The 19,914-nt window shown below is 44.2% G+C and carries 17 protein-coding genes and 1 pseudogene; 8 read left to right on the forward strand and 10 right to left on the reverse strand.

The genetic code is table 11. The features are described 5' to 3' along the window. Positions 1–197 precede the first annotated feature (197 nt). Positions 198–1,421, reverse strand: coding sequence for a DUF763 domain-containing protein (locus P3L47_RS12930; protein ID WP_122360559.1), 1,224 nt, complete (start codon positions 1,419–1,421; stop codon positions 198–200). Positions 1,422–1,532: 111 nt separating this feature from the next. Here P3L47_RS12930 and P3L47_RS12935 point away from each other — a divergent pair, with 111 nt between their 5' ends. Continuing rightward, positions 1,533–2,051, forward strand: a complete 519-nt coding sequence (locus P3L47_RS12935) for a DsbA family protein (protein ID WP_277781038.1) — start codon at positions 1,533–1,535, stop codon at positions 2,049–2,051. Positions 2,052–2,053: 2 nt separating this feature from the next. Beyond that, positions 2,054–2,662 carry a hypothetical protein gene (locus tag P3L47_RS12940; protein ID WP_122360557.1) on the forward strand — a complete coding sequence of 203 codons (609 nt, stop codon included), beginning with the start codon at positions 2,054–2,056 and terminating at the stop codon, positions 2,660–2,662. A gap of 58 nt (positions 2,663–2,720) precedes the next feature. Here P3L47_RS12940 and P3L47_RS23895 read toward each other — a convergent pair. From P3L47_RS23895 to P3L47_RS12965, 6 genes and pseudogenes are all read right to left on the reverse strand, one after another. After that, positions 2,721–2,828 (reverse strand): annotated as a pseudogene (locus P3L47_RS23895) (putative polyvalent protein kinase domain-containing protein); the annotation flags it as partial. Positions 2,829–2,992: 164 nt separating this feature from the next. Next, complete coding sequence (locus tag P3L47_RS12945) at positions 2,993–3,994, reverse strand: GGGtGRT protein (protein WP_122360556.1); 1,002 nt, start codon at positions 3,992–3,994, stop codon at positions 2,993–2,995. A gap of 7 nt (positions 3,995–4,001) precedes the next feature. Further along, a complete protein-coding gene (locus P3L47_RS12950; protein WP_129734696.1) occupies positions 4,002–4,193 on the reverse strand; it encodes a hypothetical protein in 192 nt (63 codons plus the stop codon). After that, the gene (locus P3L47_RS12955) at positions 4,186–4,878 is read right to left on the reverse strand and encodes an iron-sulfur cluster assembly scaffold protein (RefSeq protein WP_122360554.1); all 693 of its coding nucleotides are present in this window, start codon (positions 4,876–4,878) and stop codon (positions 4,186–4,188) included. The genes P3L47_RS12950 and P3L47_RS12955 overlap by 8 nt, the downstream gene beginning before the upstream one ends. A 123-nt stretch (positions 4,879–5,001) precedes the next feature. Next, positions 5,002–5,448 (reverse strand): OsmC family protein, encoded by a 447-nt coding sequence (locus P3L47_RS12960; RefSeq protein WP_277781039.1) that lies wholly within the window; start codon positions 5,446–5,448, stop codon positions 5,002–5,004. Positions 5,449–5,459: 11 nt separating this feature from the next. Continuing rightward, a complete protein-coding gene (locus P3L47_RS12965) occupies positions 5,460–6,569 on the reverse strand; it encodes a TlpA disulfide reductase family protein (protein WP_277781040.1) in 1,110 nt (369 codons plus the stop codon). Positions 6,570–6,718: 149 nt separating this feature from the next. Between P3L47_RS12965 and P3L47_RS12970 the strand changes: the two genes are divergently transcribed. The 3 genes from P3L47_RS12970 (at position 6,719) to P3L47_RS12980 (ending at position 14,620) form a co-directional block, all read left to right on the forward strand. Further along, positions 6,719–10,747 carry a hybrid sensor histidine kinase/response regulator transcription factor gene (locus P3L47_RS12970; RefSeq protein WP_277781041.1) on the forward strand — a complete coding sequence of 1,343 codons (4,029 nt, stop codon included), beginning with the start codon at positions 6,719–6,721 and terminating at the stop codon, positions 10,745–10,747. Between the two features lie 400 nt (positions 10,748–11,147). Next, positions 11,148–12,257: a basic secretory protein-like protein gene (locus tag P3L47_RS12975; RefSeq protein ID WP_075556743.1), complete on the forward strand. Its 1,110-nt coding sequence runs from the start codon at positions 11,148–11,150 to the stop codon at positions 12,255–12,257. 17 nt (positions 12,258–12,274) lie between these two features. Then, positions 12,275–14,620 (forward strand): GH92 family glycosyl hydrolase, encoded by a 2,346-nt coding sequence (locus tag P3L47_RS12980; RefSeq protein WP_277781042.1) that lies wholly within the window; start codon positions 12,275–12,277, stop codon positions 14,618–14,620. Between the two features lie 51 nt (positions 14,621–14,671). On the opposite strand, the gene P3L47_RS12985 is transcribed toward P3L47_RS12980, so the two are convergent. The 3 genes from P3L47_RS12985 to P3L47_RS12995 form a co-directional block, all read right to left on the reverse strand. Beyond that, a complete protein-coding gene (locus P3L47_RS12985) occupies positions 14,672–15,052 on the reverse strand; it encodes an MmcQ/YjbR family DNA-binding protein (protein WP_277781043.1) in 381 nt (126 codons plus the stop codon). 27 nt (positions 15,053–15,079) lie between these two features. Further along, positions 15,080–16,642: an ATP-binding protein gene (locus tag P3L47_RS12990; protein WP_277781044.1), complete on the reverse strand. Its 1,563-nt coding sequence runs from the start codon at positions 16,640–16,642 to the stop codon at positions 15,080–15,082. A gap of 77 nt (positions 16,643–16,719) precedes the next feature. Continuing rightward, entirely contained in the window at positions 16,720–17,334 is a 615-nt protein-coding gene (locus tag P3L47_RS12995; protein WP_277781045.1) for an HU family DNA-binding protein, read from the reverse strand. 421 nt (positions 17,335–17,755) lie between these two features. Between P3L47_RS12995 and P3L47_RS13000 the strand changes: the two genes are divergently transcribed. The 3 genes from P3L47_RS13000 to P3L47_RS13010 are packed head-to-tail and all read left to right on the forward strand — an operon-like array spanning position 17,756 to position 19,910. Next, positions 17,756–18,172, forward strand: coding sequence for an EamA family transporter (locus P3L47_RS13000; RefSeq protein WP_277781046.1), 417 nt, complete (start codon positions 17,756–17,758; stop codon positions 18,170–18,172). Next, on the forward strand, positions 18,169–18,843 hold the full coding sequence (locus tag P3L47_RS13005) for a response regulator transcription factor (RefSeq protein WP_277781047.1): 675 nt from the start codon (positions 18,169–18,171) through the stop codon (positions 18,841–18,843). Before P3L47_RS13000 ends, P3L47_RS13005 begins: the two co-directional genes overlap by 4 nt. Next, positions 18,840–19,910: a sensor histidine kinase gene (locus P3L47_RS13010; RefSeq protein WP_277781048.1), complete on the forward strand. Its 1,071-nt coding sequence runs from the start codon at positions 18,840–18,842 to the stop codon at positions 19,908–19,910. Before P3L47_RS13005 ends, P3L47_RS13010 begins: the two co-directional genes overlap by 4 nt. Positions 19,911–19,914: the final 4 nt, after the last annotated feature.

Below are 19,914 nucleotides of genomic sequence, written 5' to 3' on the forward strand. Positions count from 1 at the left end.
CGTTTAAAACGGACTGTAAGCTCATTTAAAACGAGTTTTCGCTCGTTTAAAACGAGATTTGGGCTCTTTGGTTGGTTGTTTATGTAAAGTTATTGATAATTAGTAAATTAACTACTGTTTGGTATAAAGGTTGGGCTATCCCATTCCCGTGCCCGATATGGGGACAAGATAGTTCACTTTTGACAATATTTGATTTTTTAATCCCATAAACTGAGCTGTATTCCTCCCTTTCCCTTATCCTCTTTCTTTACAGGTTTTTTAGCATCACCAAAAACAGTCTTTCCACCATATTTATAAGACGTATCCCGTTCGTGCTGTACCCAATCATCAAAATATTTGCTTGGCGTATATCCTTTTTCTATTTCCTGTGATATCTTGGATAGATTCTTCAAAGCATCCGATTTCTCTTTATCCCCGAGACGAGCCTGTCGTATGGCTTTGTCGAATACTTCAACCGTCTCATCATAAACACTTGTCGGGACAGGAAACGGATGTCCGTCTTTTCCCCCGTGTGCGAATGAAAAACGGGCTGGATCAGAGAAGCGGGATGGAGTACCGTGTATCACTTCGCTGACCAATGTGAGCGATTGCAGTGTACGTGGCCCGACACCTTCCAGTAAAAGCAATGATTCCATGTCGGACACATTTGTCTCATGAGCTAACAATAGTGCAGCCCCTAGGCGTTTCAGGTTAACATCTTCCTCTCTTACCTCATGATGATTAGGGAGAATGATAGAAACTTCACGCATCAGCTTGTCGGGCGTCTCTTTTGTCAGTTCGACGATCCCCTCTTTAGTAGGAGCGGCCAGCTTATCCGTCAAGTTGAGTATCAATCCCTGGTTTCTGCCACAAACGGAAGTATGAGGCTCCTCCATAAACGAACGAAGCGAAGACGACAGCCAGTGATAACGCCGGGCCATACGCTCATTCGGGTTCATGCCTTGTTGTATGACAGACCAGTCGCCCTCTTTGGTGACGATAAACGTATGTAGATAAAGTTGAAAACCATCTTGAACGGCTGTATTATCGACTTTGGCCGCCAGTTTGCTGCATCTTACCAGTTCATTTCCGTTCAATCCGGTTTTATCGGCTACTTCCAGGAGTTGATTAGGTGTTTCTCTTGAAAATTTACCCCTTCCTCCGCAAATATAAACGCCCAGTTCTTCCGACCTGTAATTGATCGCTTTTCTCAGGGCATTCATGACGGATGTCGTAATACCTGACGAATGCCAGTCCATACCCAATACACATCCTAACGACTGGAACCAGAAAGGATCACTAAGCCGTCGTAATAAGGCCGGACGACCATATTCGATAATAATTGCTTCGGCAATGGCTCCTCCTAGCAAACTCATACGTTGAGCCAGCCAGGGCGGGACTGTTCCGTAATGTAATGGCAAATCAGCTGTACCTCGTTTCATAGATGCGAAGATAGATAAAAAACAAAATCAATTCAGTTAATGAAGTACTAATATGAACAACAAAAGAAATACCTGTGGTGTTATTATTTAGAAATCAATATAGTAACAGATATGTATTTGGAAGTAAATAAGAACGATCATGTTCAAGGTCCGGTCAATGCACCGATAGAATTAATTGAGTATGCAGACTATCAGTGTCCTTATTGCAGGAAAGCATATTATATAGTAAAGGATATACAGAAGAAATTCGGGAACAAGGTTAAATTCGTTTTCCGTAATTTCCCGCTTACGGAATTGCATCCGCACGCTTTGCATGCCGCTATTGCTGCGGAGATAGCGGCTTCCGACGGTAAGTTTTGGGAGATGCATGATCTTCTTTTTGAAAATCAGAATGCGTTGGATGATTATTACCTGTTGGAATATGCCAGGAAACTGGGAATAAACACTGCTGAGTTTGAAACGGATTTCGGTAAAGACCGTTTCTACCAAAAAGTAAAAGATGATTATGATTCCGGATTGGAAAATAAAGTGGAAGGAACTCCGACTTTCTTTGTCAATGGTGAAGCCTTTGACGGGAATTGGATGACTTCCGAATTTATCGAATATCTGGAGTCTCTAATTTCAGAATAAAGATGAAGAAAATAAGTTTGATCCTATTGACCTCTTTCTTGTTAGTGGCTTGCGGAGCATACAAATATCTAGACTTAGGTATGCTGACTACTGGTATGACTGTCGCTGAGGTGGAGAACCTGATGGGGGCTCCTGACCGGGTCTTGGCTGTCAACAAGAAAGATGGTTATATACAAGAAGTGCTGGAATACCGGACAGCCCGTAATGAGGTGTATGCGCTGGAATTTTGGGATAACTATCTGACAGGGTATGAATATTTGTATGATGATGTAACTTACATTCCGCCTGTAGCCCCTCCAATGGTATTTCCTGATTATGGACGGCCTATCTATATTTATCCGCCGGATCATCATCCTAGTCATCCGAACCGTCCCAATCGCCCGGGTTCCAACCGTCCTGAATCGAATCGTCCGAGTCGTCCCGAATCAAACAGACCGAGTCGCCCCGAATCGAGTCGTCCTGAGAGTAGCCGTCCGACAACAACCCGCCCTCAGACAAAACCGGCAGAAGTAACCCGCCCGTCCAATTCCGGTTCAAGCAACCGTACGGAAAATAAAAGAACAACAAACAGCCGTACAAATTCCGGTGGAAGAAATGGAGGACGAAGATAATAATTTGAATATTTATTTCTCCAACTTTTGTGAGAGAGTGACTTTTGTGGTAAAATGTTTATTTCAATCTTATTTGTGTGTCAATGAAATATAGCTTGTCATCAATACCATAAAGCACATTATTGGGAACTGCATCAAAAATTTCATATTGTTCATTATGGTATTCTTTATTGGTATTGTTTTCCACAAAGATACATGTTCAATTGAAGAAATCAAATAAGAAGTATTTTTTTATTAGCCAAAAAGGAGAAGTATATAAGTTATTTCCATAAACAAAAAACTCCCGCAACCCAAAGATTGCAGGAGTTCATATATAAGTAATTTATCAGATTACTTCTTCATCGCTTCCTCGATAGCAACAGCTACAGCAACAGTAGCACCTACCATCGGGTTGTTACCCATACCCAGGAATCCCATCATTTCTACGTGAGCAGGAACTGATGAAGAACCAGCGAACTGAGCGTCACCGTGCATACGGCCCATTGTGTCTGTCATACCGTAAGAAGCAGGACCTGCAGCCATGTTATCCGGGTGCAGAGTACGGCCTGTACCACCACCTGAAGCAACAGAGAAGTAGTTATGGCCATTTTCCATACATTCTTTCTTGTATGTACCGGCTACCGGGTGTTGGAAACGAGTCGGGTTAGTTGAGTTACCTGTGATAGATACGTCAACACCTTCAGCACGCATTACAGCAACACCTTCACGAACGTCGTCGCAACCGTAGCATTTTACTTTTGCACGAAGACCTTCTGAATACGGAGTTTCTTTAATCACGTTCAAAGCACCTGTTGCATAGTCGAACTGAGTCTGAACATAAGTAAAGCCGTTGATACGGGAAATGATCATAGCAGCATCTTTACCCAGACCGTTCAGGATAACACGCAACGGTTCTTTACGAACTTTGTTTGCCATTTCAGCGATCTTGATAGCACCTTCAGCAGCAGCGAAAGATTCGTGACCTGCCAGGAATGCGAAACATTTTGTTTCTTCGCGAAGCAGACGTGCACCCAGGTTACCGTGGCCGATACCAACCTTACGGTCGTCGGCAACAGAACCTGCGATACAGAATGCCTGCAGACCGATACCGATAGCTTCGGCAGCGTCAGCAGCGCTTGTGCAACCTTTCTTGATAGCGATAGCAGCACCTACAACGTAAGCCCATGCAGCATTTTCGAAACAGATAGGTTGAGTTTCCTTACACATTGTATAAGGATCGATACCTTTAGCGTCGCAGATAGCTTTTGCATCTTCGATACCGTTGATACCATATTCTTTTAAAACCGCGTTGATATGATCGATACGACGGTCGTAACTTTCAAATAAAGCCATATTATTTTTACTTTTTTAAATTCTTATTTACCAGGAATAAAGATATTAGAAAGTTGAAAACAAGTACACCGCCGCAACAGGCCATATAAAATGCCATCCAGGGACGGTCCGGCTTCATGACGAAGTAGGTGATTACCGTCGCGATAACAGTTATGATAATTAGCCCGATCAGGACGCGTGTCAGTGTTTTCTTATTCATTACGAGGATCGATATATTTTACAGCTTCTTTGAAACGACCGTAAGAACCCTTAGCTTTTTCTAATGCTTCGTTAGCATCGATACCTTTCTTTACCATTTCCATGAATTTACCCAGGTGGATGAATTCATATCCGATTACCTGATCGTCAGCGTCTAATGCCATACGGGTACAGTAACCTTCTGCCATTTCCAGGTAACGAGTACCTTTAGCCAAAGTACCGAACATAGTACCAACCTGGCTACGCAGACCTTTTCCTAAGTCTTCCAGACCAGCTCCGATAGGCAGACCTCCTTCAGAGAAAGCAGACTGTGTACGTCCGTAAACGATCTGCAGGAATAATTCGCGCATAGCTGTATTGATAGCGTCGCAAACAAGGTCAGTGTTCAATGCTTCCAAAAGAGTTTTGCCCGGAAGGATTTCTGATGCCATCGCAGCAGAGTGAGTCATACCAGAGCAACCGATTGTTTCAACCAGAGCTTCCTGAATGATTCCTTCCTTTACGTTCAGTGTCAGTTTACATGCACCTTGCTGAGGAGCACACCAACCCACACCATGAGTCAAACCTGAGATGTCAGTGATCTGAGTAGATCTAACCCATTTTCCTTCTTCAGGAATCGGAGCACAAGGATGGTTGGCTCCCTTCTTTACAACACACATGTGTTGAACTTCATGTGAATAAATCATAATCGCTAATTTATTATATTAAAGTGATAATAAAACTTTTTGCTAATTTCTATGTAATATCGCTTTCTAAAAGACCGCACAAAGATAAAATTTTTAATTCAGCCATGCAAGACGGAAAGTTCGTTATTTCTCGGTTGGCTGAATATTAAGTTCGGTACCGTTAAGCAGTATCCGGTAAGTGATAGGGTCTATCTTTTTCATCATAAGCGCTACACCGCAGTATTTTTCCTGTGAGAGGCGGATCGCTTTTCCTATCCGGGCGCTGTCGTCGGCGTTTCCTGTAACATGATATGTTACGTCGAATGCTGTATAGAGCATAGGGATGGTATCGGATGTCTCTGCTTTGACGTCGATCGACAATTTCTCGAAGCGGACTCTCATTTTTTTGAAAAGAGAGACTACATCTAATCCGCTGCAACCGGCCATAGCAACCAGCATTAAAGCTTTCGGGCGGACACCTGAACCGGTGCCGCCGTCTTCTTTGCTGGTGTCGATTGTTACCGTATGGCCATCCATCTGTGTCTCAAAGACTGAATCTTTTTTCCAGTCGAGGGTTATTTGGGCAGGCATATCGTAACTTTTTATTTAATAACTTCCTGCAGCTTAATATCTATATCCTCTCCGTGAATGTTCTTGGCGATGATTGTTCCGTCTTTGTCGACCAGAACTGTATGAGGAATGCTGTTTACTCCGTATAGAGCGGCACCTGCATTTTGCCAGCCTTTCAGGTCAGATAGTTGTATCCAGGTAATGTTCAGGTCTTTTACACCTTTTGCCCATGCATCGGCTTTACTATCCAATGAAATACCAACGATTTCAAAACCTTTATTCTTGTATTGTTTGTATAGTTCGACTAAATGCGGTGTTTCTTTACGGCAAGGAGGACACCAGGAGGCCCAGAAGTCGATCAGGACAACTTTGCCATTACCTACAAATTCAGACAGTTTGTGAACTTCACCTTTAGGATCAGCCATTTCGAAATCTACGAACTGTTTGCCGACAGCTACATTTTTCAGTATTTCGAGGCGGCTCATCATTTTGTCGATACCCGGGAATGCCTTGAAAGTTGAGTCAGCCTGTGCGATGATTTCACTCTGTTGTTCCTCACTCAGATTGTAACGGTTGTCAAACGTATATTTAGCAGACATTTTTTGATCCATATGGGCCAGGATATAGTTACAGATTGCCCGTGTGATCTTTTCACTGAATTCGTCATACTTCTTTTCAGCGGCTTTGGCTATATCTTTATCTTCAGAACGGATTGCATCCCCCAGTTTACCCATTTCATCATAAATCGGAGCGATCTCATCTTTCAATGCCTTTTCTGCATCATTGGCCGGTGTTCCGGTCACAACAGAGAATGTATCGAGGTTGGCGATGATTTTTCCGTTTTCAAGGGTGAAGGTTGTTTTAAACAAATTGGGTTTGCCACGTTCTTCGGGAACAACATCCGTCGAGAACTGAAGAGTAGCAAGCAGCGAACCCTCTTGTGTCCCTTGAAATCTGAAAGTGTTGTTTTCCACTAATGCACTGTCCAAAGGTGGGACATCCGGATTTCCGTACTCATAGAGGTATACATACTTTCCATTCAGATCGGCGTTTGATACTGTACCGGTTATTTCGTAACCCGGTTTTTCGCTGCAGGCAGCAAGAAGCAGTGCGGAAGCAGCAAGAGGTAGATACTTTTTCATATATTATATGTGTTAAAACGATATTATCACCTTCGAATATGCGAAGTTATCGCTTTATTAATAATCCTTTATTCCTTTAAGCTTAAAAAGTTTTAATATTACGGAAAAGATGGATTATATTTGTCGTCTGATCAATAATAAATATAATAATGACTCGATTCCTATCAATACGATTTCTATTATTGGGCTTATTCCTGCTGTGTCCTTTTTTTAAAGGAGCGGCATCGATGGCGTTCCATAAAGCGAATAATATTGATTTGTCGAATAATGCGATAATAGATATTTACCAGGATACTCATGGTTATATATGGCTTGGAACGTATGACGGATTGAACTTGTATAATGGGAAGAATACCTATGTTTACCGTTTTGAACCTGATAATAAAAATACACTTTGCAGCAATATTATTCATAAGATTTCGGGAGGTGGCGGAGAATATCTATGGATCTCGACCTCGATGGGACTGAACCGGTTTTCATTGAGAGAACGCAAAGTGACGGAGTCGTATATGGAATATCCCGAATGCCGCCTGATTGTTGCTGACTCTCTGGAAAATACGCTATTGGTAAGCCGGAAGAATTTTATTTCTTGTTATACCGCCCGGGCTGGTTCTTTTCAGGATATTTATACAGAAGGGATAACTCCGGATGCAGTAAAAGCCTTGTTTACCGATGAGCAAAGGGACTTTTATATTCTTTCGTCTGACGGCTTTCTGAAAAAGATCATTCCGGATTATTCTACTTTACCTCTTAAATTACAGATAAAAGAAAGCAAAATACATGATAAAGAGATAAGGCAGGCTTTTTATGAAGAAGGTGTTCTCTATTATGTGGATACTGAGAACAAATTGTATCAATATGGAATGAAGGATAAAAAGATAAAATATTTGTCTGATCTTTCCGTATGGATGAAGAAATATGGGGATATATCCCGTATTGTTTCTTTTCAGTCGAAACAATACCTGGCGTTCAGGGATGGTTTATTGATGGATTTGGATGATCCGGAAGGAGCTTTCGATCTGAATATCGGTATTTTTAGTATGATTAAAGACAATAAACAGAATATTCTTTGGATCGGAACGGACGGACAAGGTGTCAGGATGTTTTACGATAAGTCAGAGCGTTTTGACGGGTTGTTGCTGGAAGATTTGCCTTTTGTGATGCGTAATCCTGTACGTTCGGTTTATACCGACGAAGATAAAACGTTATGGTTCGGAACAAAAGGCGATGGCTTTGTTCGTATAAAGGAGTATGATTCTTATAAGGGAAAACAGATACCTTCCGATAAGATAACCCGTTATACCACAGCCAACGGACTTTCTAATAACCGTGTATATTGTTTTTATAAGAGCCGGTATCATTCTTTGGTGTGGATCGGAACGGATGGTCCGGGGCTTTCCTATTATTCGTATGAAGATGGGAAGGTGCATACACTTCCCAGTAAGATCGATACAAAATTAAGATATGTGCATTCCATCTGTGAGGTAAACGATTCTACTTTATGGGTAGCCACGACAGGGGATGGATTGATCGAGGTTATTCTGGAGAAAAGTAAATCGGGTCTGGTCGTCGAATACATTGATTCCTATCAACTGGAGAAGGATGGAAAAGTCTGTAACGAATTCTATTCGATGTATTACGACGGAAAATCGACTATATATCTGGGTAGTCGCGGCGGATACGGGATGGCATGTTTTGACCTGCTTACCCGGGAATATGACTTTATGTCGATGAATAATTCATCCAACCAGGCAATTGGTGACGTATTAAGCCTATATTATAGTAGCGACTCGACCTTTTATCTGGGTGCCAGTTCCGGAATGACCCGTATGAAATGTAATTCATCAGGTACCTGTGATGTCAGGCAGTTCGACAGGAGTGACGGTATCAGCAACGATATGATCCACGGTATACTGGAAGACCGGGATGAATGTATCTGGTTAAGTACCAATAAAGGATTGACGAAATATAATCCCCGTAACAGTTTCTTTCATAACTATGGGCATCAGGAGTTGAAAGTTACTGAATTTTCGGATGACGCCTATTGGATATGCGAATATACCGGACGGTTGTTTTTCGGTGGTATCGATGGTCTCGTCTGGATCGACCCCCAAAATGACCAGTTGGAAAACTTTCGGCCGGACCTTCATTTCTTTGAACTGAAGATGGGAGGGGAGACGGTCAGTCTTTACGACTATACGGATGCAGAGTCTGCCCAGCTCGTGATTCCTCCGGATATCTCGACGTTTAATATCTCGTTTGTTGCAACAGATTATATTCATGGAGAAAACTATGAATACTCTTACCTGTTGCAGAATTATAATACCGGCTGGACGGAATTACAGAAGAATAACGAAATATCGTTCACCAAACTTCCTTACGGTAACTATGTACTGAAAGTCCGCTACAAAAACGATGTGTACGACTCGAATGCCCGCGAATACCTTTTACCATTGAAGGTACTTCCTCCCTGGTATCGTTCAACCTGGGCAATCGTATTATATGTGTTTGCATTTCTTCTTTTATTAACGGGGTTATTTTACCGTTTCAACCGGAGAATGGCAGAAAAGCAACAACTCGTTGCACGGAAGATCAGGGAAGAACAAAAAGAAAAGCTGTATGAGGCAAAGCTGAATTTCTTCGCCAATATCACACATGAACTTTGCACTCCGCTTACTTTGATCAACGGGGTGGGGGATTATATCCATACTTATGCGGAGAATACTTCGGATAATAAACTGATAAGATATATCCGTATATTGCGGGATAACGTAGTAAGCCTTAACGAACTGATCCAGGAAATCCTCGACTTCCGCAAGATTGAGGAAGCAGGAATGAACTATTTCAGTATTAAAAAGACTTCCGTTTCCGATATTATCCGCAGGCAATACGACTCCTTTACCCCTATTGCTGAGCAGAATGGAATAAACTTTACGATATCTCTGCCGGACTCTCTTAATTGGAATACCGATCCTACCGGTCTGAAGAAGATTTTGGTTAATCTGATATCCAACGCTTTCAAATATACGGACGAGGCCGGTAGCATCCGTATCTCGGCAACGATAGAGGATGATTCGTTAATCATCAGCGTATATAATACAGGTAAAGGAATATCGGAAGCAGACCTGAATACAATCTTTGACCGATATCGTATACTGGGTGATCTGGATGGAAACAATTATACCCAAATGACTTCCAGAAACGGTTTGGGATTGTTTATCTGTCATAGTATGGTGCAGTCTTTGCGTGGTACGATAGAAGTGAAAAGTGAAGAAGGTAAATTTGCTGAATTTATCGTCCGGTTACCACATCTGGAAGTAGATGAAGACGATACGGTGGAAGATAACGAAGAACCTGATACCTGTATTTTAGCGACTTCTCCGGATCAGGGTGAGATAGGGGTACCGGTATCTGCGGATGACAAACCTTGCATCCTTGTGGTAGACGACAATAAAGATATTGTCTGGCTTATCAAAGAATCCTTATCCCCGGCTTATACGATAGAAGAAGCGTTCAGTGTAGAAGAGGCACTCGCTTTGATGGAGAAACAAACACCGGCTCTTATTATTACAGATATAATGATGCCGGATATAGACGGTCTGGAGCTGATTAGTCGTGTGAAGTCGGATAAGTTTACCCGGCATATCCCGTTGATCGTCGTTTCCGCCCGTATCTCCGAAAGCGATCAGGCTGAAGGATTGGACCTGGGGGCTGATGCTTACCTGACTAAACCGTTCTCGTCGGTTGTGCTCCGTTCGGTGGTGAATCGTCTGATGACAAGCAAGAAGGAACTGAAAGATTACTACTACTCACCGGAAAGTGCTTACGAGCAATCCGGGGGACAGTTGATCCATCAGGAAGACAAGGAATTTATGGATGAAGTCATTGCTATCATCACAGAGAATCTGGATAAGGAAACTTTGCGTCCCGAGCTGATTGCAGAGAAAATGGGTATGAATACCCGTTCGCTTTACCGTCGGTTCAAGAAAATATCTCCGCTTACTCCGACCGACTTTATTAAGGATTACCGGCTGACGTATGCTGCCCAATTGCTGGTAACGACCAATCTGAATGTACAGGAGATCATCTATAAAGTAGGTATCTCAAATAAATCCTATTTCTACCGCGAATTCGCCTCCAAGTATAACCAAACACCAGGTGAATATCGGAAGAATTAACCCCTCGATCTTTTCGACGGTGTCGAGACGATCCTTTCGATGGCGTCGAACCGACCGTCTCGATGGCGTCGAACCGACCGTCTCGATAGCGTCGAAGCGACCGTCTCGATGGCGTCGAAGCGACCGTCTCGACGACATCGAACCGAAGCATTCGACATTTCCTGTAAGAAACCATCAGTGTCCCGGATTACCAAAAGAGTGTCATAATCTACATCCGGCAGATTATGACACTCTTTTGGTATTTGAGGAATAACCAAGGGAAATGGAAACTAACTAATATTGCATTCGTGATTTATCACCGCCCTTGTTTGATCGGCATTTTCAGACAAAGGCGTTTTTGGGGAGTTGTTTTCTTTGGATAGTGAATGCATTATTGAGTTAACAGTAAAGTTGTGTTGTTATGAATAAATATGTAATTGTAGTAGTTAGCTTACTCTTATTCTCTGCATGTAGGGAAAATATCTCTGTAAATGTCCCGGAATTATCGGACGGAGATCCTACCACTTGTTATACGGGAGCGCAGGGCTTAAATAAAATCGTTTTTGATACTCAATGCAGCATTCCTATCCAAAGTTACAAACTCTACTCATCGGGAGAAACGCCGGAACACGATCCGGCAACCTGGACATTAAAAGGTTCGTACGACGGAACGAAATGGGTGGTGATTGACGAACGCAAAGACCAGCGTTTCTGCTCCCGCTATCAGGAGATACTTTGCACGATAGCTAATCCTTCAAATTATAAACAGTATATGCTGGAAGCATCCACTGAGGGAAATGATATATTGATAATAGGCGATGTCTCTTTCTCAGAAAAGAACCTCCTGACAGACTGGAAAGATTTCAGATATCCCGAAGTAGACTTCGAGGTGCTCGATCCTCAGACAAAGGGGGCGTCCATCTATGCCGACCTGGTGCAGGATCCGGACGCTTACATAAAATACCATGCCGAAAAGGTAGCGGAAATCCTTTTTTATACCGCCCAGGATACGATGAATGACGTGCAGACCATTCAATATACACTGAAAGACTACGACGGTGTATCTGCCAAATCCGGCAATCCCCCTGTTATTTCCATCGAATACAGTACACAACACATAGAGAAGTCAGCCAACGAGTCGTTGTATAAACTCGATTTTGAGACACGTGGCGTCTTATACCATGAGCTGGTTCATGCTTATCAGTTCGAACCGAGAGGTATCGGGAGTTATTCCACCAATAAGGAATTTTGGGCCTGTATCGAAGGAATGGCTGATGCTGTGCGGGCAGAAGCCGGTTTTTTTGATATGAATACACGCAAGCCCGGAGGTAACTGGATGGATGGTTACCGCACAACGGGTTTCTTTATCCAATGGCTGAAAACCAAAGATCCGGATGCTATACGTAAATTCCATCTGACTGTCCGCGACCTGGAAGTCTGGAGTTTCGATAAAGCGATAAAAAGTGTCTTCGGTGAAGATAGCAGCATCGAAGGGATGTGGAATGAGTACCAGGCGTTCCTGACGAAATAACAAATACATTATATATTATGAAGTCTTCAACATGTTTAGCCTTAATTCTGTCTGCTTTACTGGCAGGAGGAAATTTATTTGCTCAGCAGGATAAAGTCTCATTTGTGAACCCGATCATCGGAACGAACGGGATGGGACATACTTTTCCGGGAGCATGCGTACCGTTCGGACTGGTACAGTTGAGTCCGGATACCGATACGATCCCGCATAATGTGGACGGCAAATATCAACCCCGCGCTTACGAATATTGTGCCGGTTACCAGCATAAAGACAGCAGCATCGTCGGTTTCAGCCATACCCATTTCAGCGGAACCGGACACTCCGACCTGGGTGATATCCTGATTATGCCGACTACCGGTTGCCTGAAACTGAATCCCGGAACAGCAACCGATCCCGACGGCGGCTATCGTTCCCGATTCTCACACGACACAGAGATCTCCCGTCCCGGTTATTATGAAGTGATGCTGGCCGATTACGGTGTGAAAGCACAACTGACTACAACCAAACGGGCAGGAATACATAAATATACTTTCCCGAAAGAAACGGAGAATCAGCGTATTATCCTGGATATGATACATGGTATTTACAACTACGACGGAAAGGTTCTATGGACAAGTATACGTGTGGAAAATGATACGTTAGTGACAGGATATCGTATAACCAACGGCTGGGCACGAGCCAATTACACCTATTTCGCCATGTCTTTCTCCAAACCGGTTATCCATTACGGCTGCGATGAAAAAGCAAAAGTCGATTACCGCGGCGGTTACGGCAAGTTCAATATGAAAGAGAACTTCCCGGATATAGGCGGACGGAAGATCGTTGCTTATTTCGATTTCGATCCTGCTTCTTCGAATGAACTGGAAGTAAAAGTAGCCCTTTCCGGTGTAAGCACCGATGGCGCTTTGAAAAACCTGCATGCCGAGGCTACCGGATATAGTTTTGACCAACTGGCCTCACGTGCTGCGGATACCTGGAATAAGGAGCTTTCTATTATCGATGCGAAAGGTTCTGACGATCAGATGGCGATGCTTTATACCTCTTTGTACCATACGATGATCAACCCTTGTGTCTACACCGATGTAGATGGTCAGTATCGTGGCCTGGATGGTAATATTCATAAAGCAGACGATTTCACTAATTACACGGTCTTCTCTGTCTGGGATACCTACCGGGCTTTGCATCCGCTGTTCAATATTATCAATCGCCAGGTGAATACCGATATCGCCCGTTCCATGCTGAAACATTGCGAACAAAGTGTACATAAGGCGTTGCCTGTATGGAGCCATATGGCAAACGAGAACTGGTGTATGATCGGTTATCATTCCGTATCCGTATTGGCTGATGCCGTGGCAAAAGGCTTGCCGCTGGATAAGGAGGAAGTGTTGAAAGCAATGGTCAGCAGCTCTACCATTCCTTATTATGACGGGACGAAAGAATTGATGGAGAAAGGATATGTCTCCCTCGACCGTAGTGGCAGTGCCGCTTCGTTGACACTGGAATATTCCTACGACGACTGGACGATTTACAATACAGCCCTTCTGGCAGGAAATCGTGAAGTGGCCGACCGTTATAAGAAGCGGGCTATGAACTATACCAATGTATTCGACACCAGTATCGGTTATGCCCGTCCCCGTTATTCCGACGGACGCTGGAAAGAGAACTTCAACCTGCTGAGCACACACGGCGAAGGTTTTATCGAAGGCAATGGCCTGAACTATTCGTTCTATGTTCCCCAGGATGTAAACAATATGATCCGGTTGATGGGAGGCGACAAGTCATTCATCACTAAACTGGACTCTCTCTTCACTATGCACCTGCCCGACGAATTTTTCGCCGAAACGGAAGATGTTACCAAAGAAGGTCTTCTGGGTGGTTACGTACATGGCAACGAACCGAGCCATCATATCCCATTCCTGTATATGTGGACTACACAACCCTGGAAAACCCAGTACTGGCAACGTGAGATCATGAACAAGATGTACCGCAACAATATCGACGGCCTGTGCGGTAACGATGATTGCGGCCAGATGTCTGCCTGGTATATCCTGTCGGCGATGGGCTTCTATCCTGTTTGTCCGGGAACCGACCAATATGTATTGGGTGCCCCTTATCTGCCTTACATGAAAGTCTCTCTTGAAAACGGAAAGACATTCGAAGTCAGAGCCGACAAGGTAAGCGACAAGAACCGTTACGTCAAATCCGTAAAACTGAACGGGAAACCATATACCAAAGCATATATTACTCAACAAGATATAATGAACGGGGGAGAGCTGACCTTCGAAATGACATCTGCTCCAAACAAGAAGCGTGTCTTTGATGAAGCTGACAAACCTTATTCATTGTCAACTACTTATCAGTAATTATTAGAATTAAAACAACGGCAGAAGGAATAGGGATGCGTGTTCTTTTTATCATGTATCCCTTTCTTGCAGTTTCTCCTTTTCCTTTTTCGGAAGACTCCCGACTACGATCTCATACGATTTCTTCACCAGCTCTTTAATCTTCTGATCCGGCACATCCTGATTGAAATAGACACTGATCCAATACTTCTTGTTCATGTGCCACCCCGGCGTAATGCCTGCATACCTTCCTTGCAGTTCCCCCGATTCATCCGGATTGCATTTGATACAACAGAAATCAAAGACCTCGATATTCACAAAGCAAAACCATTTGTCCGCAATATAGAAACACAAGAGATCCCGACTGTATTTATCCGCCACATTGGGAAACGGCATCTTTTCATGTACTCCTTTTAATGAAAGGCAATATTCTCTGAACTCTTCGATATTCATATCAACATGTCAAGGTAATTTTCATATTCATTTTACATTCATCCAGTTTTCGATATTGCGCTCTTCGGCACTGAAATTGGCTCCGACTTTGATTAGTTGGCGGCCATCGGACTGGTAAGGGATGAGATAGCCCTTATCGTCGATCTGGCGGAGGGCTTCTTCTACGGTACCGTCGAGTTTGAACTCGAAGACGTAGATGTAGTCGCGGGTTTTCACCACGGCGTCGGCACGACCGCGGGCACTGCGCACTTCGGCCTCCGTGAACTGTCCCATAAGCTTGAAGACGAGATAGAAGACGGCCTGATAGTGGCGTTCGGTCTTGTCATTCAGTTCGTAGGGAATATCGGCAAAGAAGGCACGCAGGCGTTCCATAAAGGCATCTACGTCGCCCGACTCCAGTTCACGAACAAATTTTCCAATGTAGAAAGAACTCTCGGTAGAGGGGATAGCAGTATAGAATGGCACGATAAAATTCAAGAATCCGTATTTTACTTCTTCGTTAGGAAAGCCTAACGTATATAGTCGGAAACGTGGATCAAACCCTTTAATCGTCAGGTAACCGCTTTGATAGATCACCGGGATTGGACGTTGCACGTCGGCTCTATAATCGGCAAAACCATCGACTGCCATTTGTACGCCGTCGATGTCGCGCAGATCATAATCTGTCTTTTGCAGCAGCTCGACGAGGAAGGTCGGGGTTCCGGTCTTAAACCAGTAGTTGTCGAATTGACTTCTATCCAACACATTCAAGACGCTGAAGGGGTTGAAGATGCCTTCCTGCCCAAACATGAAATGGTAGCCGTCGTAGAGGCGTTTCATGGTTTCGCGCGTCTCTTCGGGAGTGAGGTCGTTGTCTTCGCCCAACTCTTTCAGTTCGGGTTCGAAATTGTCGGCTATCTCTTGCCAGGTGAGGCCGCAAATCTCGTTATAACGCTTGTCCATACTGATATCGTTCAGCTGGTTGAGGTCGCTGAAGACGCTGACCTGGCTGAATTTGGTGACGCCTGTCAACAGATAGAATCTCAGATATTGGTCGGCGCTTTTCAGTACGCCGTAGAACGCTTTCAAGGTATCCTTGTAGGCTGAATGGAGTGCTTCTTTATGTAGCGATTGCAATAGCGGCTTGTCGTATTCGTCGACCAGGACAACGGCGGGACGGCCTGTTTGCTCGGCAGCACGGCGTATCACCCCTTTGAAACGGAGGGAAAGGGTTGTTTCATCCTCCCCTTTTCCGTAGATTTCTTCCCATTGTGTCAGCTGGTTGCTGAGCAGGGCGTCCAACTGTTCGGGAGCGTCGAACTTTTCGGCATTCAGATCTATGTGCAATACCGGATAGGTGATCCAGTCTTTTTCCAGCTGTTCGATGGCAAGTCCCTCAAACAACTCCTTTTGTCCTTTGAAGTAGGCTTCGATAGTCGATATCAGCAAGCTTTTGCCGAATCGCCGCGGACGGCTCAGGAAATAAGAGCCTCCGCTGTTGGCCAGTTCATAAACAAGGGCTGTTTTGTCGACATACAGGAAGTGATTGTCGCGGATCTTTTTGAAACTCTGCATCCCGATCGGGAATTTGCGTAAGATTGATCTAGCCATAGTCGTACTGCTTTATAAAGTAGCAAATATAGTTATTTAATTTGAATTCTGCCGCAGGTTGCTGTCGGCGCATTTGTCTATGCGGGCGATATTTCCTCTGCCTGCGATGGCAACGAATACACCCTGTGTGTCCGATATCCCATCTTGATCACTATTCCATCCTTCGTAAACTGTTTCATATCCTCCGTAGCCCGGTAACGGCTGCAACTGTTCAGCGAGGCATAATCCGTCAGATTGATATACGGATTGTTTTGCAGGTATCTGAGCATTTTCTTTTTCCGGTCTTCCTGTTCGTTGGAAGTTACATTTTCCCTTTTGACTTTTATCGGTCGCTCCTTGTTGACCAATGTTTTCAATCGTTTGGAACAACGGAAGTTTACCCCGTCAGCCCTCGCAAAGAAGACAGTCCGGCCTTTCTCATCTGTTTTCTGTAACGTTTTGAGGGCAGGGGAGAAGTGCCCGAACCCCTCCAGTTCCACACAATATCCATGCGATAAATTCCTACCTATATAAGTGGTCAATGCTTCGATCACTCCTTTTATATCCGCTGAGGTAAGCGAACTTGAATCTGAAAGATATTCACAAATCTCTTCCATTCTCATGGTCCCTTTGGATATAAGCCGGGCGCAAGCCTGTTGCTCTGTCCCATTCCCTTTAGGAGTCTTATATACTCCGAATTTTATTCTCCCCATACTAGTGTCAATTAATCGTTATCTATATCTATAATTACTCGGACTTATCTTTGATTATGTCCGATCTTATCGTGTTTTTCTGCCGATGTAAGTTGTTGCCGACGCTCTCGGCAATATTGTTGAGGACGTCGGCAAAGCTGTCGAGGGCGTCGTTTATTTTGCCGAGGGCGTCGGCAACAACTTCCCCGCCTTCCAAAGATAATAAACATGGGGATGAAAAGCAAGTAACTCAAGGCTTATTTGAGTTAAGATGCAGACATTTCTTGTCAGGTCGCGGTAAATGAGGGAATCTTTCCATCGTCATCTTCAAAATGTCTTCAATATTCACTCTTAGTTTTGCAGTTGCCGGCTTTCGTTCAGGAGGTTGGCTGGTTTCTCTCAGGAAATATGTAAATTTGTCATATCCTAATCAGTATGTATTATGTGGAAATATTATGCGCTTCTATCGGCTCTCTTTGCTGCCTTAACGGCTATATTTGCGAAAGTGGGTGTCAAAGGAATTAATTCAGACCTGGCAACGGCTATCCGGACGTTGGTTATTTTGTTGATCACGTGGGGGATCGTATTCTTTGGTAATCATGTCGGTGAGATAAAAGAGATCAACCGGCATACATGGATTTTCCTTATTCTGTCGGGGATAGCGACGGGGCTGTCCTGGTTGTTTTATTTCAAGGCGATACAGGAAGGGGATGTTTCACGTGTGGCTCCGATCGATAAGCTGAGTGTTGTTCTCACGATTTGTCTTTCTTTCCTCTTTCTGAAGGAACCTGTAAGTTTGAGAGTGATTATCGGCGGACTGCTGATAACCGGTGGAAGCATTTTAATGATTGTGAAATGAAACTGTTGATCATTGAAGACGAACGGGAATTGTCCGGCAGCATTGCCGCCTTCCTCAATTCCGAGAGCTATTTGTGTGAGCAGGCTTTTACTTTCGGGGAGGCGATGGAGAAAGTCAATTTATACGATTACGACTGTATCCTGCTGGACCTGATGCTGCCCGGAGGCAACGGTTTGGATGTCCTGCGGGAGATAAAACGGCAGAACAATCCGGCCGGAGTGATCATCGTTTCAGCGAAAGACTCTTTGGATGATAAGGTGAACGGTTTGAAGATCGGGGCTGATGATTATCTGGCCAAGCCTTTCCATCTGCCTGAACTGAGCATGCGTATTTATGCTATTATCCGCCGCAGGCAGTTTTCAAGCAGTAATACGTTGTGTAGCAACGATATCAGCGTCGACCTGTTAAGCAAGGAAGTCCATGTAAAAGACAGGATAGTGATTCTGACCAGGACAGAATATGAGTTGTTGCTTTTCTTTATCGGAAATCGCAACAAGGTGATCTCTAAAAGTGCCCTTGCCGAACACCTGAGCGGTGATATGGCCGATATGCTGGATAACCAGGATTTTGTATATGCCCATATCAAGAACCTGAAGGCCAAGTTGGCGGAAGCCGGTGCGGACGATTGTATCAAGAACGTGTATGGAACCGGATATAAATGGATCGAATGAAAAGTCTGTTACATAAAAGCCTGACGCAGTTTATCGTCTGTGCAGCTGTGTTGTTGCTGCTTGCTACTCCTTTGTTCTATTATCTGACGAAGCAATTTTATGCCGAGGATCTGATAGATATAATAGAGGCGGTAGAAGCGGGAAATCCGTTGCCGGCAATGGATCTGGAGAGGGATCTGCTGGTCGGAGTCGTTCTGCAGTTTGTGTTGATCACCGGTGTGTTGAGTATTGCCCTTGTCCTGATGATGAGGCTTATTTCCAAGCGTCTGTGGATACCTTTCGACGATACGCTCCGGCGTATAGAAAGATTTTCTCTCGAAGGAGGAAATATTCCCCGGTTTATGCCGAATGACACACAGGAGTTTACCCGGCTGAATGCCTCCCTTACCCAGCTGATGAAAAAGAACCTGGAGAGCTACCGTTTGCAGAAGGAGTTTACGGAGAATGCTTCGCACGAACTGCAAACCCCTTTAGCTGTGTTTCAAAGCAAACTGGATCTATTGTTGCAGCAGTCCGATATGACGGAAGAACAGGCGGAGATCGTCCAGAGCCTGTATGAAGTGACGCGCCGCCTGTCCCGCCTGAATAAAAACCTGTTGCTGCTTGCCCGTATCGAGAACGATCAGTATAAACAGATGGAAGAGATGGATGTGGCGCGGACTTTGAAAGAAATGTTGCCTTTACTGGAAAAGCTGACGGAAGGGATAACGGTGCATACGGATCTCGGAGCTCTTCCGGTTCAGGTAGAGGCTAACCGGACGTTATTAGAAAGCCTGATAAATAACCTGATTATAAATGCTGTGCGTCATAATGTGAAAGACGGGGAAATCTTTATTTCCGTAACGGATCGCCGGCTGACCATCGCGAATACGTCGGCGGAGGCGGGTTTGGACGAGCAGTTGTTGTTCAGCCGTTTTTACCGTCCTTCGGAGAAGGTGCAGGGGAACGGTTTGGGGTTGGCTATCGCAAAGGCTATATGTGAATATCATGGTTGGCATATACATTATATATATAAGGAAGGTTTGCATCGGTTTACCGTATCTTTCGACAAGAAGGAAGTAGGCTGACCAA

This window comes from Parabacteroides chongii, from assembly GCF_029581355.1.
Taxonomy (GTDB): domain Bacteria; phylum Bacteroidota; class Bacteroidia; order Bacteroidales; family Tannerellaceae; genus Parabacteroides; species Parabacteroides chongii.

What these genes read in the sequence shown, in the direction of transcription:
- P3L47_RS13005 (WP_277781047.1), top strand. Translation starts at nt 18,169, where the DNA reads ATGAAACTGTTGATCATTGAAGACGAACGGGAATTGTCCGGCAGCATT.
- P3L47_RS12950 (WP_129734696.1), bottom strand. Translation starts at nt 4,193, where the DNA reads ATGAATAAGAAAACACTGACACGCGTCCTGATCGGGCTAATTATCATA.
- P3L47_RS13000 (WP_277781046.1), top strand. Translation starts at nt 17,756, where the DNA reads ATGTGGAAATATTATGCGCTTCTATCGGCTCTCTTTGCTGCCTTAACG.
- P3L47_RS12930 (WP_122360559.1), bottom strand. Translation starts at nt 1,421, where the DNA reads ATGAAACGAGGTACAGCTGATTTGCCATTACATTACGGAACAGTCCCG.
- P3L47_RS12970 (WP_277781041.1), top strand. Translation starts at nt 6,719, where the DNA reads ATGACTCGATTCCTATCAATACGATTTCTATTATTGGGCTTATTCCTG.
- P3L47_RS12965 (WP_277781040.1), bottom strand. Translation starts at nt 6,569, where the DNA reads ATGAAAAAGTATCTACCTCTTGCTGCTTCCGCACTGCTTCTTGCTGCC.
- P3L47_RS12940 (WP_122360557.1), top strand. Translation starts at nt 2,054, where the DNA reads ATGAAGAAAATAAGTTTGATCCTATTGACCTCTTTCTTGTTAGTGGCT.
- P3L47_RS12990 (WP_277781044.1), bottom strand. Translation starts at nt 16,642, where the DNA reads ATGGCTAGATCAATCTTACGCAAATTCCCGATCGGGATGCAGAGTTTC.
- P3L47_RS12975 (WP_075556743.1), top strand. Translation starts at nt 11,148, where the DNA reads ATGAATAAATATGTAATTGTAGTAGTTAGCTTACTCTTATTCTCTGCA.
- P3L47_RS12955 (WP_122360554.1), bottom strand. Translation starts at nt 4,878, where the DNA reads ATGATTTATTCACATGAAGTTCAACACATGTGTGTTGTAAAGAAGGGA.
- P3L47_RS12935 (WP_277781038.1), top strand. Translation starts at nt 1,533, where the DNA reads ATGTATTTGGAAGTAAATAAGAACGATCATGTTCAAGGTCCGGTCAAT.
- P3L47_RS12985 (WP_277781043.1), bottom strand. Translation starts at nt 15,052, where the DNA reads ATGAATATCGAAGAGTTCAGAGAATATTGCCTTTCATTAAAAGGAGTA.
- P3L47_RS12980 (WP_277781042.1), top strand. Translation starts at nt 12,275, where the DNA reads ATGAAGTCTTCAACATGTTTAGCCTTAATTCTGTCTGCTTTACTGGCA.
- P3L47_RS12945 (WP_122360556.1), bottom strand. Translation starts at nt 3,994, where the DNA reads ATGGCTTTATTTGAAAGTTACGACCGTCGTATCGATCATATCAACGCG.
- P3L47_RS13010 (WP_277781048.1), top strand. Translation starts at nt 18,840, where the DNA reads ATGAAAAGTCTGTTACATAAAAGCCTGACGCAGTTTATCGTCTGTGCA.
- P3L47_RS12995 (WP_277781045.1), bottom strand. Translation starts at nt 17,334, where the DNA reads ATGGGGAGAATAAAATTCGGAGTATATAAGACTCCTAAAGGGAATGGG.
- P3L47_RS12960 (WP_277781039.1), bottom strand. Translation starts at nt 5,448, where the DNA reads ATGCCTGCCCAAATAACCCTCGACTGGAAAAAAGATTCAGTCTTTGAG.